The sequence below is a fragment of the Streptomyces sp. ME02-8801-2C genome (assembly GCF_033793965.1).
Classification (GTDB): domain Bacteria; phylum Actinomycetota; class Actinomycetes; order Streptomycetales; family Streptomycetaceae; genus Streptomyces.
In genome coordinates this window covers 619234-636901 of record NZ_JARAXP010000005.1, presented here as the reverse complement: position 1 = coordinate 636901, position 17668 = coordinate 619234, and the positions used below count along the sequence as shown (strand labels likewise).

Genomic DNA, 17668 nt, shown 5'->3' with positions numbered 1-17668 from the left:
CCATCTCGCCGACCCACTCACCCATCGCCACATGACGAGTCTGGCCCTGCCGCTGACGCGGCAGGACCAGAACCCCAAGATCTTCATGAGTCTTCTAGGCCGGTGCACGGTGACCTCAACGGCCCGACCGGTCTTCGTGTAACCGGTGTGCGTGATCTGAAGCAGGTTGCTGCCGATCTCGACACCGAACGCGTCCGATTCAACCGAGGTCGCCGCGTACAGCGTGATCTCCTCGATAGCTTCGGTCTGCTCGAATCCCGCGTCACGCATCCGGCTGATGATGCCGCCGAGTCCTGGGTCCGGGTTTTCGATGCCTGCGGCATCTGCGACGTCCACGGGGACGTACGAGTCAGCGAGCTGGACGAGGCGCTCACCGTCGTACATATGCCGGGCACGGATCACGGTCTGATCAGCGGTCGCGATGCCGAGAAGCTCAGCGACGTGAGAGGGCGCGGTGTGCAGCGGCCGGTGTGCCCCCGCTGCCGCTGCGGGCGGGGAAGGTCCCGTTCGGGAACTGCCGCACCTGCGCGAAGAACGCGTGCGGCGGACGGCCCAACATGAAGACCCCCGGCCACTGCCACTGCCCCGGCATCTGCCACGCATGGGCCGCCGCCACCACCAACCCGCACGTCCTCAACTCGCCCGCGTGGGTGCGGGCATGGCGCGATGCGGCAGCGGTGGCCTACCACCCCGGCGGCGCCGGCCTCACCGTTGTCGACCTCGACAACGAGGCGGCCATCGCGTGGGCCCGCACGAGCCTGCCCGCCACCCGTACCGTACGCACGACGCGGGGCGAGCACTGGATCTACCAGGGCGTCATGCGCTCCGTGAATGCGGTCAGGCCCGGTGTGGACATCAAGTCCCTTATGGCGTACGCCCGTTGGCTCGGATGGGGCAGCGGCGCCATGGCCGCCCTCCCGGGCGCTGTTAGTGCTCTGGCACTAACGGACCCCCCTCCCGCCTGTAGGGCGCCAGAGACCCTCTCAGCGCCCTACAGGGGTGGACAGGAGGAGTGCAGGCACCGCGCGCCCGCCTATCTGGACCGGGGCATCGCCATGGCCGAGCAGCGCATCACTGGCGCCCGCGACCAGGTGCACGCCACCGTGTACCGGACGTTCCTCGCGGTGTTGTCGACGCACGGTCGGTGCGGGTGCCTCACCGACACCCACATCACGCGGCTGTTCACTGCAGCGCAGACCAAGGGCGAAAGCCCCCGGCACTGCACCGACGCGTGGGCCAACGCCCGCACCACGTTGGGACTGTAGCCATGGCCGAGGACGAGAAGAACCCCGCCCGCGCGATCATCACCGACTACGCGCAAGCGCACTTCCGCTACTTCCGCACCGGCGACGGAACCGTATACGCGCAGAAGAACGGCCACCCCGTCGCCCGCCCCATCCGCTCCCAGGGCACCACCGGCAGCCACCGCCAGGAACTCATGGTCGGCCTGTTCAGGGACGGGATCGGGGTGTTCAACGGGACCGCGCTCAAGGAGGCGTTGGACTTGATCGAAGCACTCGCGCTCACCGAGAACGTGCAACCCGTCCACATCCGCGTCGCCCCCGGATACGACGGCGCCACATGGCTGGACCTGGGCCGCGATGACGGACAGTCCGTCCGTATCCACCCCACCGGCTGGGACATCCTCACCCCCGACCCGCAAGAGGTCTGCTGGCGGCGCACCCAGCTCACCGGCGAACTCCCCCTGCCCACCAAGGACACCAACGGCAAAGGCATCGACCTCCTGATGCGGCTGTGCAACTTCGCCAATGCCGAGACCGAGTGCCTGGCCATCGCGTGGTTGATCGGCTGCCTCGGACCGTCCGTGCCCGTCCCCGCGCCGTTCCTCACCGGCCCCCAGGGCGCCGGCAAGTCCACCGGCGGACGCATGCTCGTACGGATCATCGAGGGCATGAGCGGCGACCTGCGCCGCGCCCCCAAGGACGAGGAGAACCTGATCGCGGCCGTCGCCGCTGGTTGGGTCACCGCCCTCGACAACCTCTCCCACATGACCCCGGACCTGTCCGATGCCATGTGCTGCATCGTCACCGGTGCCGAGAGCGTCAAGCGGGCCCTGTTCACCGACGGGGACGTGTTCCGCGTCGGCTACCGCCGCCCCCTGCTCCTGACCGGCATCGATGTGGGAGTCATCCGGCCCGACCTCGCCGAACGGCTCCTGCCCCTGCGGTTGGAGCGGCCCCGTGTGCGGCGCACCGAGGCGGAACTGTGGGCGGAGTACGGGGAGGTGCTGCCCGTCGTGCTCGGCTCGCTCCTGGACCTCACGGTCAAGGTCCGCGCGGTGGATGCGGAGACCCCGACCGACCTGCGGATGGCGGACTTCGCCCACCTGTGCGCGCAGTTCGACGCGGCCACCGGGCTGGGGGCTCTCGCCGCGTACCGGGCCAGCCTGGACGACCTCAACGACGACGTCATTGAGGGCGACCTGTTGGCGCAGACCGTCATCGAGCACGCGGCGGTCATGGAGGCGGGCGCGGAGGAGCGGATGACGTCCACACAGTGGCTGCACTGCCTCAGCCGCCTCTACGCGGGCGAGGAACTGCGCGCCCTGCCCAAGGGGTGGCCGACCACGGGCAAAGTCCTCTCCGACCGTCTCAAGCGGCTCCAGCCCACCCTCGCCGCCCGGGGCGTGATCATCGACTCCGGCCGCACCAAAGAGGGCCGCTACATCGAGATCACCCGGCTCGCCCCGCCCTCGCACGAGCAGGAACGGGCGTTCTGACCGGCGCCACCCCACCGCACACAAGCAAGAGGAGCACCCCCGGCGCGGGGCGTGCTCCTCTTGCTGTTCGCCGCCGCGCGGCGCCCCAAGGACGTGCCGCGAAGCGGCCCCTTCTTTCGCTCCCTGAGATGCACCACATCACCACAGACAGCCCCTCTTTTTTTCCTAAGTAGGGGAACGCTGCGTCACCTGCGTCACCCGACCCCACAAAACAGTGGGTGACCTGCGCAGACAGGGGTGACGCAGACGGCATGTCTCTGCGTCATCCTGCGTCACCTGCGTCATCGGTGACGGACGCCTGCGTCACCGATGACGCACGCCCGACCCTCTGCGTCACCCCGAAACCGCAGGTCAGGGGCGCGCGTGACGCAGATGACGCGGGTGACGCAGAAATCCCCACCTCGGACACACACGAGGCCCGAAAGGGACCCACACCCCAACACGGCACTTCTCCAAGGAGTTTCGCCATGGCCCGCCCCAAGATGCTCAAGCTCCCCGAAGTTCTGGAAGAGATCGAGATGAGCCGCGCCGCCTTCTACCGGATGCGCGCTCGCGGCAAGGCACCGAAGCTCATCAAGCTCCCCAACGGTCAAATCCGTTGCCGCCGTGGTGACTTGGACGCGTGGTGGGCCAAGCACGAAATGGCCGCCTGACCCAACCCCGCACATCAACCAAGGGCCCGCCGAACGGCGGGCCCTTCTCCATGGGAGCCCCATGCTCACGTACGACGTAGACATCTGGTCAATCCGCAAGCGATCCGGACGCCCGAAGCCCTTTGAGCTGCGGTGGCGCGTCGGTCGCCGTCCTCACTCCCGGAGTTTCAAGCTCAAGACGCAGGCCGATGGACGCCGTTCCGAACTCATGACCGCGCTGCGGGAACGCGAGCAGTTCGACGAGGAGACCGGCCTGCCCGCGCGCGAGTTGGCGGCGCTCAACTCGCCCACCTGGTACGAGCACGCCACCACGTACGTGCTGATGAAGTGGCCGCGCGCCGCCGCTAAGCACCGGGCCAGCATCGCCGAATCGCTCGCCGTCGTGATCCCCGCTCTCGTCACGACGAACCGGGGTGCCCCGAAGGCGGAGACGCTGCGGGCGGCGCTCTATCAGTGGGCGTTCCGCGCGGTACCGGGCCTTGATGGTGAGCTGGTCGCTCGCCACGTTGCCGACGAACCCCCGGAGGACATCCGCGCGGCCCTGTCGTGGCTCTCCGAGCACTCCGTGCAGGTGAGTGCCGGAGAACCCGGAGTTGCTCCGGCCCGCTCTGGACGCGCTCTCCCGACGGTTGGACGGTCGCAAGGCGGCTGAGAACACCTTGCGGCGAAAGCTCATGGTCCTGAGCAACTTCCTCAAGTACACCGTGGAGGAGAAGGGGCTTCTGTCCACCAACCCCCTTCACCGCGTCGACTGGACGGCCCGGAGAGGGACGACGAAATCGACTTCCGGTATGTCCCCGGACCCGCGCAGGCTCGCGCGCTCATCGACGCCGTACGCAATGCCGGACCTCGCGGCGAGCACCTGGCAGCGTTCTTCGGTTGCCTGTACTACGCCGCGATGCGCCCCGGGGAGATCGCGTCGTTGAAGCGGTCAGACTGCACGCTCCCCCCGGACACCGAGGAAGCTGCGGATCAGTGGGGGGAGCTGCTGCTCGGGGAGAGTCGCCCCGAGGTCGCCGGCGGCTGGACGGATGACGGAACGTCGTACGAGTCACGAGGGCTCAAGCGTCGGGCGCGCGGGGCGACTCGGTCCGTGCCGATTCCGCCGGCACTGGTCAAGATGCTCCGGGACCACATCGCCGCGTACGGCACCGCGCCGGATGGTCGGCTCTTCCGTGCGGCGAGAGGCAGTCGCGTTCGTTCCACCGAGTACTGCGATCTGTGGAGCGCTGCCAGGGTCAAGGCTCTGTCGGAGCACGAGGTGGCGTCGCGGCTCGCCGATGTGCCGTACTCGCTGCGGCACGCCGGCGTCTCCCTGTGGATCAAATCGGGGGTGGACCCGGCGGAGGTCGCAGCGCGGGCAGGGCACAGCATCGCGGTGCTCTACCGGTTCTACGCCAAGATCTTGAAGGGGGATCAGGGGCGGTCCAACCAACTGATCGCCCGAGGTCTGGCCGATGACGAGTAGGCCCGATTCCTGGCCCACAGATGGCCCATACGTACTGGTCAAAGGTGGGATACAGGCGAGTCAGGGTGAGACAGTCTGAACGTAGATGGGGTGTCTCTCAGCGAGAGACACCCCATCTGACCTGCGAAACCTCTGACCTGCGCGGTGGGTGTGGGATTTGAACCCACGGTGACATCGCTGCCACGACGGTTTTCAAGACCGTTCCCTTAGGCCGCTCGGGCAACCCACCTCGGGCGCGCCGGCGATCAGTTCGGCGCGGGGACCAGAGTAACGGGTCCCCGCGCGCGTGTGTGCGTCAGTTGTCGCCGACGCGGGAGCCCAGGGTCAGTTCGACCGTCTTTGCCTTGCCGTCGCGTTCGTAGGTGATCTGGACCTTGTCGCCGGGCTTGTGCGTCCAGATCTCGCCGATCAGGGTCGGGCCGCTGTCGATCACGTGGTCGTCGAGCTTGGTGATGACGTCGCCGGGCTTCAGACCGGCCGCGGCCGCCGGGCCGCCCGCCTCGACGGGGTCGGAGGCGTCCGCGGACTTCTGGCTGATCTGCGCGCCGCCCGTGCCCTCGGTCAGGGTGACCGAGGCGCCGATCTTCGCGTAGACCGGCTTGCCGGTCTTGATCAGCTGCTGGGCGACGTACTTCGCCTGGTTGATCGGGATGGCGAAGCCCAGGCCGATCGAGCCTGACTGGCCGGTGCCCAGGCCGCCGCTGCTGGAGGACTGGATCGCCGAGTTGATGCCGATGACGTTGCCCGCCGCGTCGAGCAGCGGACCGCCGGAGTTGCCCGGGTTGATCGACGCGTCGGTCTGCAGGGCGCTCATGTACGACGCCTTGGTGTTGGTGCTGCCGTCGCTGGAGGCTACCGGACGGTTCTTGGCGCTGATGATGCCCGTGGTCACCGTGTTGGAGAGGCCGAAGGGGGCGCCGATCGCGATCGTCGAATCGCCCACGGCCACCTTGTCGGAGTCGCCGAGAGTGAGCGGCTTGAGGTCCGACGGGGCGTTCTTGAGCTTGATGACCGCCACGTCGTAACCCTGCGCGTGGCCGACGACCTCCGCGTCGTACTTCCTGCCGTCGGGGAAGGTCGCCGTCAGCTTGCCGCCGTCGACCGCGTCCGCGACGACGTGGTTGTTGGTGACGATGTGGCCCTGGGTGTCGAAGACGAACCCCGTTCCGGTGCCACCCTCGCCGCTGGAGCTCTCGGCCTCGATGGTGACCGTGCTCGGCAGCGCCGAGGCGGCCACGCCCGCGACCGTGCCCGCGTCGCGCTTGAGGTCGCCGCCGGTCTGCTGCGCGGCGGAGACCGTCGTCGACGTGGAGTCGTCGTTGTCCTTGGCCAGTGTGTAGCCGAGGCCGCCGCCCAGGCCGCCCGCGACCAGCGCGGCCACGAGCACCGCGGCGAACAGCCCGCCGCGCCCGGACTTCGGCTTGGGCTGCTGGTCGTAGGAGGCACCCCAGGGGGTGTTCGCGTCCCCGCCGCCTCCGCCGTCCATGTACGACGGCGTGGCCGGCGGCTGGGGCGGCGGCCAGGCGGCCGCCCCTGAGCCGGGAACGGCGTCATGGGCCGAACCGGGCGCTCCTGCCGACACGTACGCCGGTACCTGGCCCGCGTGCGCCAGCTGCGGCTCCGGTGCGCCCGGGGTGCTCGGCGGCACCGGCGGGAGCGGAGTCGTCGGGGCCTCGTGCGCGGTGGCCTGCGGGGAGGCAGCAGGAGTTTCCACCGGCACGGGAGGTGCGGACGGGGCCGGGGGTACGGCAGTGCCCTCGTTCTCGGTGCTCACAGCTCTTTCTCCTCGATCCACGGCTGTCCTTCTCGGTCGCACTCGGTCGCGTCCGATCACATGCGTGTACCCGTTTACACGGGTACACGGTCGGTACGTTTCAGCTTGTGCGTGCCCTTGTTGTATGCCGTCAGCTTTTCCCACAGGCCGTCAGGGCACCATAAGCGGTGCCTGTGGGTCCGGGACCATCCTTTATATCTGACAAATCACACAACCATGAGTATCGGTTACGCGCGCGGGATGCCCACGACGTCACAGCCGCCCTCCGACGGTGACACCATGACGCGGTGACCCACGCACGACAGCACCCGATCCAGGTCGTCGCCCACCGCGGAGCCTCCGAAGAGGCACCCGAGCACACGCTGGCCGCCTACAAGAAGGCGATCGAGGCCGGCGCCGACGCTCTGGAGTGCGATGTACGGCTGACCGCCGACGGCCATCTCGTCTGTGTCCACGACCGTCGCGTCAACCGTACGTCGAACGGGCGCGGCGCCGTCTCGGCCCTGGAGCTCGCCGACCTCGCCGCCCTGGACTTCGGTTCCTGGAAGACCGGCGACGAGGCGCCCGACTGGGAGCACCGCCCGGAGGACCGCGAGGACACGTCCGTACTCACCCTGGAGCGGCTGCTCGAACTCGTGGCCGACGCCGGGCGGCCGGTGGAGCTGGCCATCGAGACCAAGCACCCCACGCGCTGGGCGGGCCAGGTCGAGGAGCGGCTGCTGTTCCTGCTCAAGCGGTTCGGCCTGGACAGCCCCGAGTCGCCGGACGATTCCCGGGTACGGGTCATGAGCTTCTCGGCGCGTTCACTGCACCGCGTGCGGGCGGCCTCGCCGACCCTGCCGACGGTCTATCTCAACCAGTTCCTCTCACCCCGGCTGCGCGACGGGCGGCTGCCCAGGGGCGTCGGGATCGCCGGCCCCTCGATCCGGATCGTGCGCAGTCACCCGGCGTACATCGAGCGGCTGAAACACGCCGGTCACCAGGTGCACGTCTGGACCGTGAACGAACCCGAGGACGTCAGCCTCTGTGTCGACCTCGGCATCGACGCCATCATCACCAACCGGCCGGGCGCGGTTCTGCGGCAACTGGGTCGCTGACCAGCCGCGCTCTCGGAGCCCCGGCACGCCTTGCCCGCGAGCCCCCCCTCTTACCCGACTCCGACCGCGGTTCCCTCCCGGCCTCTTGACCTGGCGGTCCGGGTGAGGAAACCTCCACTCTCGGCCATACCGTCGAAATCCGGCCACTTGATTACAGGGAGTGCACCGGCGCGTTCGGTCCGTATTCGATCATTGCGAGTGCGTCACCGAAGGCGGAAGGGACGGTTTCCGGTACAGGCCAATGGGGCATTCACACCGTGGCGTGGGGCAAAGGAGGTCTCGGGGGTGGCGTTGGTGGTGGCACAGGAGGTGCCCACGTCGTCGAGCATGGCCGTTCCCCATGGCCCTGCGGGCGTGGGTGAGGCAAGGCACCGGATGCGCGATCAGCTGCGCACGGGCGGTGTCGCGGAATCGGTCATCGACGACGCTGTGTTGATCCTGTCCGAACTCTTGAGCAATGCGTGCAAACACGGTCGGCCCCTGGGTGAGGCCCTGGCCGGTGACGGCGACGTCCGGGCCGCGTGGCGCCTCGACTCCGGCGGCAGACTCGTCGTGGAGGTGACGGACGGCGGCGGCCCGACCCGCCCGGCTCCGTCGACCCCCTCGGTCACGGCGCACGGCGGTCGCGGGCTGAACATCATCACGGCGCTGGCCAACGACTGGGGCGTTAGGGACGACACGCGCGGGGAGGTCACCGTGTGGGCCGTGGTCAACGACAACGGCCACGACCCTGGCGCGAGCCATCGGCGTACGGACTTCGCCACCCGCATCACGGCCCGCTCGATGTCCGCGATACCCGAGCTGGACTTCGCCGACGCGTTCGACGACATGGACTGACAGAACCGGCAGATCCACAGAGGGAAGTCGACCGAACCCGGCAACTCCGGTGACGGACGTTGTCCACAGGGTCCCGTCGGCCGTCGTACGAGCGGCTAGGCTCGCGCGGGTACGAGACGAGCCGTAACCGGGAGACACCCACGATGGCCAAGAAGCGACCCCAGACGAAGGCCTCGCGGCCGCAGCTCGCCACGGGAGAGATCCCGGTTGTGGGCGCCCGTGAGCCCTGCCCCTGCAACAGCGGGCGGCGCTACAAGGCCTGTCACGGCCGGGCCGCCGCGCACGCGGTGACCGAACTGGTGCACCGGCCCTTCGAGGGCCTGTCCGGCGAGGGCGACTGGGTGGCCCTGCGCGAGCTGGTCCCCGCCGCCACGGTGGAGCTGACCCTGAAGGACGGCCTCCCCGAGGGCGTTCCCTCCGTCACACTCGCGACGGTTCTGCCGATGGCGTGGCCCGCCCTGCGTCGCGACGACGGCTCGGTCCTGCTCGGGCTGCAGAACGACACCGCGTCCGGAGACATCAGCCGCGACCTCGCCGACACCCTGCAGCGCGCGCTCACCGCGGAGCCCGGGACACCCGTCCAGGGCCGCCGCGCCCCGGCCGAGGGCCCGCGACTGCAGGACCTCCTCGACCCCGAGGGCGCGTTCGAGCCAGTTGTGCACACGGGCTTCGAGTTCTGGGTCCCGGATGCGGAGAACGCCACCGCGGACGTCACCGCCTCCTTGGAGCGGGCGAACGACGCGGCCATCCCGACCGTGAAGCTGACGGGCGTCGACGCCGCGTACTGGTGCGAGACGCCTGACAAGAACCACCTGCGCTGGGTGATGCCGCACGGTGAGGAACAGCTGCTCGACGCCCTCGCGCGTCTCCACGCGGCCGGCCGGTCCAGCCTGGGCGAGGGCACCCGTCTGGTGGGTTCCTTCCGCGCGCACGGCCTCACCGTCCCGGTCTGGGACCTGCCGACCGGCGTCACCGCGGACGACGTGGAGAAGCCGGCCGCCGAGTTCGCCGAGCGTCTTGCCACCGCCCTGGCCTCGGACGCCCCGCTCACTCCGGAGGAGCGCCGCGCCCGCGGCGGCCTGACCAACCGGCAGGTCACGCTCAGCTGACGCACAGGTTCGTCCATGGACTCCAAGACCCGTGACTCCGGTCACAACTCCCCTTGGGAACAGTGGAATTGGTGTCCGAATAGCCGAGATCGAATTTGCGAACCGCCGATCTCTTGTTAGCGTTGCAGTAGCCCGGTTGCTGGTGCATCCCCCGTCGCCAGCAACCGGGTCTTTCTGTGCCCGGACTTTCCGTACGAACGTGAGCCGCGCTCAACTCCAGTCCGGCGCCCCGGAGTTGCTCCCCGACCGCAGTAGAAGCGGTCCCTGTCCGGCCGCTCCGGCGAACTCCGCGACCGCCGTGTACGCCTCCGGCTCGCCCGTCGTGTGTTCCCTGGGCGTCTCGCACATCCCCGGCTCGTCCTCGGCGCCCACCGCGCACCGCAGCTGCACGGTACGGGCCTCGGGCCCCATGAGGCTCAGCATGGCCGTGAGTCCGTGGCCGGTCACATTGCGGTAGTAGGTGCGCGCCCAGGTCTCCTCGCCCTGCGACAGAACACAGGTCTGCGCCTCGATGCCGTCGGGGGAGGTGACTTCGGGACCGCAGCGGGCGGCCGTGGCGAGTCCCAGGCCCAGCAGCGGCGGGGAGTCGTTGGGCTCAACGGCATCGGCGGAGGGGTCTGCGGGGGGATCGGCGGCTTCTCGCGCCTTGCCGTCCCCAGGGCCCTCCTGGGGGACTTCGTCCGGCGTCAGGGAGAGGAGGGCGTCGCGGTCCGCGTCGCCCACGGGCCCCGCGGACGCCACGGCCAGCGGCAGCGCGACCGTGAGCGCCACGACGCCCGAGAGCGCGAGCAGACGGAGGTTCATGGAGGTGAAGATAACGACAGGGGACGGGCGCCCGGTTGCCCGCGCGCCCGACACCCCTACAACTCGGGTGCGCTCACACCCGTACGAGTGAGAGCCTCGACCACGGCGTCCACCACGGCCTCGACATCGGGCACCCAGGGCGAGGCCGAGCCGGGCAGCGGTGCGCGCTCCCAGCGGATCTGGCCCTGGCCGGTCTCGGACGGGGGCAGAGCGATGTAACCGCCCTCGCTGTGGAAGCGGAGGGAACCGGGCACGAAGTCCTTCGCGTACAGCAGTTCGCCGAGCTGTTCCATGGTGTACGGCTTCACGAGCAGCGACCAGCGGGTGGGTGCCGCGACGACGGGACCCAGGCGCATGCCCTTGCGGTCCAGGGCGTCGAGCGCGCGGGCCGCGGCCGGGGCCGGCAGGCTGACCGCGCACGGGGCCGTGCCGCCGGTGGCGAGGATGATGGGGGCCGTCGGCCGGTTGGTCCACCACCAGCGCACCATGCGCTCGTCGGTGGTGGCCGCGAGCAGACCGGGGTCGAACGGGTGAGCGCCGGGAACCGTGCACTCCGGATCGGGGCAGCCGCAGCGGGCGCGCCCCTGTGGATCCGGTGCCACGCCCGGGAGTACGGGCCACTGCCATCCGGTCGCGAACGTCAGAGCCGCGCCGAGCACCTCAGGCCTCCCGCCGTCACGCCGGGACAGGAGCCTGCGTCGCCTTCCGAGCCTTCCGAGGATCTCGCGCATGAGCGCTCGTTCCTTTCCGTTGCACGCCTGGCAACACCGTGGGCCACATCACATCATGTGTAGATCACTTCACTGTGCGTACCTTCTGGCGCTCCCACCCCGTGGGAGGCAAGGGGCAACTCCCCTGTGCGCCGAGCGCCGAGCATTGGCTGTGTCCGCGTCCATACTGCGTTCATCAAAAGCATGGGCATGGCGCGGGGTGGCGGAGTCTGGCGTTTTGCCGTCCCGCTGTTTCTCTCCGCCTCCACCAAGGGAGGATGGGGCACGGTCGTCGGTGGTTAAGACGCCCGGGTCCGTCGCCAGGTTCCGGGCGGTCGCACAACCACCCCTGGCCTTCACCGAGTACGTACCCATCAAGACCGCTGTGACGCTCTGTCGAACCAGGCCAGTCGACCTCAATAACCCGCTACCCGAGTCAGTTTTAGGCCAACTTCGGCTTTTCGCAAGGGGACCCCGGGAAACCCACGGACACCAGGAATCCCGGCAGGACAATGCTGGACATCCCCTCACGAGTGCGTGTACATGTGGAGACACTGCTAGCGACGCAGAATCACATGGGGGTTTGCGATGCTATTGAGCAATAAGCGCCGGTCGGAAGGCCGGGCGCCATGAACGCCCCTCACCTCCCGAAAGTGGCTGGAATCGATTCAACGGTTCCCTCACCCGCCCACACTGTCGCGCCTGCGCCCGTATCCCCGGGTGCCCCTGCGGACACAACCGCGCTGACCTGCCCGAACGGCCCCGGCGCCCTCCTCCAGGACCGCCTCGCCGGCTGGGTGTCCGACCTCACAACGCTGCATGAACTCACCGAGCGGCTCGCGCGCACGGCGACACTCGCCGACGCCCTCCAGGAACTGCTGCGCGCCGGAGCCGCTCTCGTGGGCGCCAGGCGCGGTCTCCTCGTCCTGGAACCGGACGACGGCCTCGGCCCCGACACCACCATTGGCCTGGGACTTGCCCGCGCCGACCTCGGTCACATCGAAACGATCCCGCGCGGCGCGATGCCGTACGGACAGCTCCTCGACACGGCCGCCGGGCTGCCCGGCGGCGAGAGCGAAATCACACACCCGGACCTCCTCGCCGAGGATGGTCTGAACCCCCGCCACCGCGAGGTGGCCGCCCGCCTCGGCTACGCGGCGAGCTACGCGCTCCCCCTGTCCACCGAGTCCGCCGGCCGCCTCGGCGCGGCCGTCTGGCTGTACGACGAGCCCGCGGAGCCGGTCGAGCGGCAGCGCCACCTCGTCGGCCTGTACGCGCGGTACGCGACCGAGCACCTGGCCCGGCTGGTCGAGGTGGAACGCACGCACGCGTGCGTGGAGACGATCTCCGCGGAGCTGCTGCCCACCCGGCTGCCCCGGACGGCCGGTGTCCAGCTCGCCGCCCGGCACCGCACCGGCCCGCGCGGCGGCGGCGACTGGTACGACGCGCTGCCGCTCCCGGACGCCGCCCTCGGCCTGGCCGTGGGCGCGGTGACCGGCTCCGGGCCCAGCGCGATCGCCGCGATGGGCCGGCTGCGGGCCTCCCTGCGCGCGTACGCCGTGATGGAGGGCGAAGACCCGGTGGCGGTCCTGTCCGACCTGGAGCTGCTTCTGCGGCTCACCGAGCCCGCCCGTTGCGCCACCGCCCTGTTCGCGTACTGCGAGCCCGCGCTGCGCAAGGTCACGCTGGCCGGCGCCGGGCACTGCCCGCCCCTGGTGATCGGCGAGCGGCGCACGGAGTTCGTGGAGACCACCGTGTCGGCACCCCTAGGGATGCTCGCCTGCTGGGAGGCGCCCAGCGTGGAGTTCCGGACCGAGCCCGGAGAGACGGTTCTGCTCTACACCGACGGGCTGCTGCACCGTACCGGCGACCCCGTGGACCGGGCCTTCTCCCGGCTGCACGCGGCGGCGGCGAGCGTCCCCAGGCAGCTGCGCGACGATCCGGGCGCGATCGCGGACCACGTCCTGCGGAGCATGCTGCCGGACGAGCTGGACGCGTCGGACGGTCAGGAGGACGTCGTACTGCTGTCGGCGCGGTTCGAGTGAACGGCCGGTCGTCTCTCACTCCTCTGGGCCCCGTTCCGTACGACCGTACGATGGACGGGGTCCAGTGCCGTATCTAGGAGGATGACCGTGGCGGACGAGCTCAATCCGGTGACCCCGGAGACTGGGTCCGAGCCCGAAGAGCCCATCAAGCAGCGGAAGAACGGCCTGTACCCGGGCGTTTCCGACGAGCTTGCCGAGAGCATGAAGTCCGGCTGGGCCGACACCGAGCTGACGGGCCTCGAGCCCATCGCGCAGGCCGGGCAGACCGCCGCCCGCCGCGCCGCGCTCTCCGCGCGCTTCCCGGGCGAGCGCCTGGTGATCCCCGCGGGCAATCTGAAGACGCGTTCGAACGACACGGAGTACCCGTTCCGGGCCTCGGTCGAGTACGCGTATCTGACCGGCAACCAGACGGAGGACGGCGTCCTCGTCCTGGAGCCGACGCCCGAGGGCCACAAGGAGACGATCTATCTCCTTCCTCGCTCCGACCGCGAGAACGGCGAGTTCTGGCTCTCGGGGCAGGGCGAGCTGTGGGTCGGCCGCCGCCATTCACTCGCCGAAGCCGAACAGGTGTACGGCATTCCCGCCTCGGACGTGCGCGAGCTGGCCGCCGCACTGACGGAGGCCACCGGGCCGGTCCGGGTCGTACGTGGGTTCGACGCCGGTATCGAGGCAGCACTGACCGACAAGGTCACCGCCGAGCGCGACGAGGAACTGCGCGTGTTCCTCTCCGAGGCGCGGCTGGTCAAGGACGAGTTCGAGATCGGTGAGCTGCAGAAGGCCGTCGACTCGACGGTGCGCGGCTTCGAGGACGTGGTGAAGGTCCTCGACAAGGCCGAGGCGACCAGCGAGCGGTACATCGAGGGGACGTTCTTCCTCCGCGCGCGCGTGGAGGGCAACGACGTCGGCTACGGCTCCATCTGCGCCGCCGGCCCGCACGCCTGCACGCTGCACTGGGTGCGCAACGACGGGGCCGTGCGCCCCGGTGAGCTGCTGCTGCTGGACGCGGGCGTCGAGACGCACACGTACTACACGGCCGACGTCACGCGCACGCTGCCGATCAACGGCACGTACACCACGATCCAGAAGAAGATCTACGACGCGGTGTACGACGCCCAGGAGGCAGGCATCGCGGCCGTCGTGCCCGGGGGCAAGTACCGGGACTTCCACGATGCGGCGCAGCGGGTGCTGGCCGAGCGGATCGTGGAGTGGGGGCTTGTCGAGGGGCCCGTGGAGCGGGTGCTGGAGCTGGGGTTGCAGCGGAGGTGGACGCTGCATGGCACCGGGCACATGCTCGGTATGGACGTTCACGACTGTGCGGCGGCGCGGGTGGAGTCCTATGTGGACGGGACGTTGGAGCCAGGGATGGTGCTGACGGTCGAGCCCGGGCTGTACTTCCAGGCCGATGATCTGACTGTGCCTGTGGAGTATCGGGGTATCGGAGTGCGGATCGAGGACGACATTCTCGTGACCGAGGAGGGGAATCGGAATCTCTCGGCCGGATTGCCTCGACGATCTGATGAAGTTGAGGCATGGATGGCTTCCCTGAAGAGCTGATCTTTCGGCTGCGGGTGGTTCGTGGCTGGTCGCGCAGTTCCCCGCGCCCCTCGGGGGGTTGGTGTGGACCTGCATCTTGAGTTCGCCGTCGGTGAAGGGCGCCGTGACGGGCTCGAGCGTGCTCTTCGGGATGCCGTGCGGGACGGGCGGCTGGCGCCCGGGGTTTCGTTGCCTGCCACCCGGCGGCTCGCCGAGGAGTTGGGGGTGTCGCGGGGGACCGTGAAGGCGGCCTATGACCAGCTGGTTGCCGAGGGGTATCTCACGGCTCGGCAAGGGGCCGGTACGCAGGTCGCCGCGCTGCCCTCGGTGGACGCGGATCCGCCGGAGGCACACGCACGCGCGCGTGTGCCCCGGTTCGATCTGCGGCCCGGGAGTCCGGACGTGGGGACGTTCCCGGCGGACGCCTGGTTGCGGGCGCTGCGCCGGGCCGTCGCCACGGCGCCCTCACCGGCGTACGACTACGGCGATCCGCGCGGCCGGATCGAGCTGCGGACGGCGCTGTCGGACTATCTGGGGCGGGCCCGCGGGGTGCTCGCGCCGCCCGAGCGGATCGTGATCACCTCCGGGTATGTGCAAGCGCTTTCGCTCGTCACGCGCGTGCTGGACGGCGCCTCGATCGCCATGGAGGACCCGGGGCTGCCCTTCCACCGTGAAGTCGTCCGACGGGCCGGCGGACGGGTGGTGCCGGTGGGGGTCGACGAACGGGGCGCCCGCGTCGAGGAGTTGACGGACCGGCACGAGGTGTCGGCGGTCGTCGTCACGCCCGCCCATCAGTACCCGATCGGGGTGACACTGCACCCGGAGAGGCGTAGGGCGCTCACCGACTGGGCACGCGCGCGTGACGGGCTGATCGTCGAGGACGACTACGACGGGGAGTTCCGGTACGACCGGCAGCCCGTCGGCGCTCTTCAGGGCATGGCGCCGGGACAGGTCGTCTATGTCGGCACCGCCTCCAAGACGCTCGGGCCCGCCCTGCGCCTCGGCTGGATGGTGCTGCCGCCCCACCTCGTCGACGCGGTCGCCGACGCCAAGCTGCACAGCGACTTCCACACCGAGACCATCGGCCAGCTGGCCCTCGCCGAACTGATCACGAGCCATGCGTACGACCGTCACGTGCGCGCGTGCCGCCTGCGTTACCGGCGCCGCCGGGACCGGCTCGTCGAGCTGCTCGGCGCGCGTCGCACCGTACGCGGGATCGCGGCGGGGCTGCACGCCCTGGTGGAGGTGGCCGACGAGGCGGAGATCCTGACACGGGCCGGGGAGGCCGGGCTCGCGGTCGGGCATCTCGGGGAGCACTGGCACGAGCCGGGCGCGGGGGCGCCGGCCGGGCGGATGACGCAGGGGCTGGTCGTGGGGTACGGGACGCCTCGGGAGCCGGTTTTCGAGGAGGCGTTGGCGGTGCTCGGGCGGGTTCTGGAGGGTCGCTGAGAGGTGGACCCATGCGGGCCCACTCGGCGGAATTGGGCCACTTAAAGGCACGACTATTGGGCCTGCCCATCGGTCCACCCGGGTCCTAACGTCGTCCGTATGACCAACAACCTCGTCCCGCCCGCAGGCCCGCAGCGCGTGCTCGCCCTGGCCCAGCTGACCAACTCGGTCGGCGACGGGGCGTACTACGTCACCTCCGCCCTCTACTTCACCCATGTCGTCGGGCTCGCCCCCGCGCGCGTGGGGCTCGGCCTGACGCTCGCGTGGGCGATCGGCTCGTTGGTCGGGGTGCCGCTGGGGCGGCTCGCCGACCGGCGCGGGGCGCGCGGGACCGCCGTACTGCTGGCGCTCGCCACGGGGACCGCGGTGGCGTCCTTCCTCGTCGTGCGGGGGTTCGTGCCGTTCGTGATCGCGGCCTGTGCCTACGCGTCCGCGCAGTCGGGGCTCGCGGCGGCCCGGCAGGCGCTGCTCGCGGGGCTGGTGTCCGCCGGGGACCGGACGCGGCTGCTCGCCCACCTCCAGTCGACGCTGAACGCCGGTCTCGCGGTGGGTGCCGGGCTCGGCGGGCTCGCGCTGAACGCCGGGACACGGGCGGCGTATCTCGGGGTGTTCGCGCTGGACGCGGTGAGTTTCCTGGTGTGCGCGGGGCTGCTGCTGCGGCTGCCGTCGGTGGCGCCCGTCGCCTCGGCGAAGTCGCACGGGCTCAGCGTGCTGCGCGACCGGCCGTACGTCGTCGTGACGCTGCTGAACACCGTGCTGCTGCTGCGCATGCCGTTGCTGAGCCTCGGCATCCCGCTGTGGATCACCGAGCGGACGGACGCTCCGGCGTGGGTCGTGTCCGCACTGTTCGTGCTCAACACCGGGGCGGTGATGGTGTTCCAGGTGCGGATGGCGCGCGGGGTGAGCGGCATCGCGTCGGCCACGCGCGCGGTACGGCGCTCCGGGTGGGTCATGCTCGCGGCGTGCGCGGTGTTCGCCCTGTCGGCGGGGCTGAGCCCCTGGGGCGCCGTCGGTGTCCTGGTGGCCGGAGCGGTGCTGCAGGTCGTCGCCGAGATGGGGCAGTCGGCGGGATCCTGGCAGCTGTCCTTCGAACTGGCCCCGGCCGACCGGGTCGGTGAGTACCAGGGCTTCTTCGGAACCGGCGTGACCGTGGCCCGTACCGCCGGCCCCCTGGTCCTCACCACGCTGCTGGTGGGCTGGGGGACGCCGGGCTGGCTGCTGCTGGGCGGGGCCACACTGATCGCGTCGTACGCGATGGGCCCGGCGGCACGGAGGGCTGCCGCCGGCCCGGTGGAGGCGGCGTCCAGGCAGCCCGTGGCGGTGGGCTGACCGGCAGGGAGGCCGGAAGGCCGGAAGGCCGGAAGGCCGGAAGGCCGGAAGGCCGGAAGGCCGGAAGGCCGGAAGGCCGGAAGGCCGGAAGGCCGGAAGGCCGGAAGGCCGGAAACGGTC

General features: G+C 70.2%; 14 protein-coding genes, 1 tRNA gene and 1 pseudogene. 11 read left to right on the top strand and 5 right to left on the bottom strand.

Going from position 1 to position 17668, the window contains the following annotated elements; genetic code table 11:
* Positions 1-603, bottom strand: a 603-nt coding sequence (locus PV396_RS20035) for a UTRA domain-containing protein (RefSeq protein WP_319206326.1), incomplete at its 3' end; no start/stop codon positions are given.
* Between PV396_RS20035 and PV396_RS20030 the strand changes: the two genes are divergently transcribed.
* The 4 genes and pseudogenes from PV396_RS20030 to PV396_RS20015 all read left to right on the top strand — a co-directional run bounded on the left by PV396_RS20030 (position 486) and on the right by PV396_RS20015 (position 4861).
* Positions 486-1265, top strand: coding sequence for a bifunctional DNA primase/polymerase (locus PV396_RS20030; RefSeq protein ID WP_319206389.1), 780 nt, complete (start codon positions 486-488; stop codon positions 1263-1265). The two genes, PV396_RS20035 and PV396_RS20030, sit on opposite strands and share 118 nt — an antisense overlap.
* A 2-nt stretch (positions 1266-1267) precedes the next feature.
* Entirely contained in the window at positions 1268-2740 is a 1473-nt protein-coding gene (locus PV396_RS20025) for an ATP-binding protein (protein ID WP_319206324.1), read from the top strand.
* 467 nt (positions 2741-3207) lie between these two features.
* The gene (locus tag PV396_RS20020; RefSeq protein WP_319206322.1) at positions 3208-3393 is read left to right on the top strand and encodes a helix-turn-helix transcriptional regulator; all 186 of its coding nucleotides are present in this window, start codon (positions 3208-3210) and stop codon (positions 3391-3393) included.
* Positions 3394-3454: 61 nt separating this feature from the next.
* Positions 3455-4861, top strand: a pseudogene (locus PV396_RS20015) (tyrosine-type recombinase/integrase).
* Positions 4862-5003: 142 nt separating this feature from the next.
* Here PV396_RS20015 and PV396_RS20010 read toward each other — a convergent pair.
* Positions 5004-5090 (bottom strand) — tRNA-Ser (locus PV396_RS20010).
* A 66-nt stretch (positions 5091-5156) separates the two neighbouring features.
* The gene (locus PV396_RS20005; protein ID WP_319206320.1) at positions 5157-6635 is read right to left on the bottom strand and encodes a S1C family serine protease; all 1479 of its coding nucleotides are present in this window, start codon (positions 6633-6635) and stop codon (positions 5157-5159) included.
* Positions 6636-6922: 287 nt separating this feature from the next.
* Between PV396_RS20005 and PV396_RS20000 the strand changes: the two genes are divergently transcribed.
* From PV396_RS20000 to PV396_RS19990, 3 genes are all read left to right on the top strand, one after another.
* Positions 6923-7732 carry a glycerophosphodiester phosphodiesterase gene (locus PV396_RS20000; RefSeq protein WP_319206318.1) on the top strand — a complete coding sequence of 270 codons (810 nt, stop codon included), beginning with the start codon at positions 6923-6925 and terminating at the stop codon, positions 7730-7732.
* 285 nt (positions 7733-8017) lie between these two features.
* Positions 8018-8569, top strand: a complete 552-nt coding sequence (locus tag PV396_RS19995; RefSeq protein WP_319206316.1) for an ATP-binding protein — start codon at positions 8018-8020, stop codon at positions 8567-8569.
* 143 nt (positions 8570-8712) lie between these two features.
* Positions 8713-9678, top strand: a complete 966-nt coding sequence (locus tag PV396_RS19990) for a DUF5926 family protein (protein ID WP_319206314.1) — start codon at positions 8713-8715, stop codon at positions 9676-9678.
* Between the two features lie 210 nt (positions 9679-9888).
* Here the strand turns inward: PV396_RS19990 and PV396_RS19985 are convergent, their stop codons facing one another.
* The gene (locus tag PV396_RS19985) at positions 9889-10482 is read right to left on the bottom strand and encodes a hypothetical protein (protein ID WP_319206312.1); all 594 of its coding nucleotides are present in this window, start codon (positions 10480-10482) and stop codon (positions 9889-9891) included.
* A gap of 56 nt (positions 10483-10538) precedes the next feature.
* Positions 10539-11213, bottom strand: a complete 675-nt coding sequence (locus tag PV396_RS19980) for a bifunctional DNA primase/polymerase (RefSeq protein ID WP_319206310.1) — start codon at positions 11211-11213, stop codon at positions 10539-10541.
* Positions 11214-11821: 608 nt separating this feature from the next.
* Here PV396_RS19980 and PV396_RS19975 point away from each other — a divergent pair.
* From PV396_RS19975 to PV396_RS19960, 4 genes are all read left to right on the top strand, one after another.
* Positions 11822-13237 (top strand): PP2C family protein-serine/threonine phosphatase, encoded by a 1416-nt coding sequence (locus tag PV396_RS19975; protein ID WP_319206308.1) that lies wholly within the window; start codon positions 11822-11824, stop codon positions 13235-13237.
* Positions 13238-13324: 87 nt separating this feature from the next.
* Positions 13325-14791 (top strand): aminopeptidase P family protein, encoded by a 1467-nt coding sequence (locus tag PV396_RS19970; RefSeq protein WP_319206306.1) that lies wholly within the window; start codon positions 13325-13327, stop codon positions 14789-14791.
* 63 nt (positions 14792-14854) lie between these two features.
* Positions 14855-16219, top strand: a complete 1365-nt coding sequence (locus tag PV396_RS19965; protein ID WP_319206304.1) for a PLP-dependent aminotransferase family protein — start codon at positions 14855-14857, stop codon at positions 16217-16219.
* A gap of 99 nt (positions 16220-16318) precedes the next feature.
* The gene (locus PV396_RS19960) at positions 16319-17548 is read left to right on the top strand and encodes an MFS transporter (RefSeq protein ID WP_319206302.1); all 1230 of its coding nucleotides are present in this window, start codon (positions 16319-16321) and stop codon (positions 17546-17548) included.
* Positions 17549-17668 lie beyond the last annotated feature (120 nt).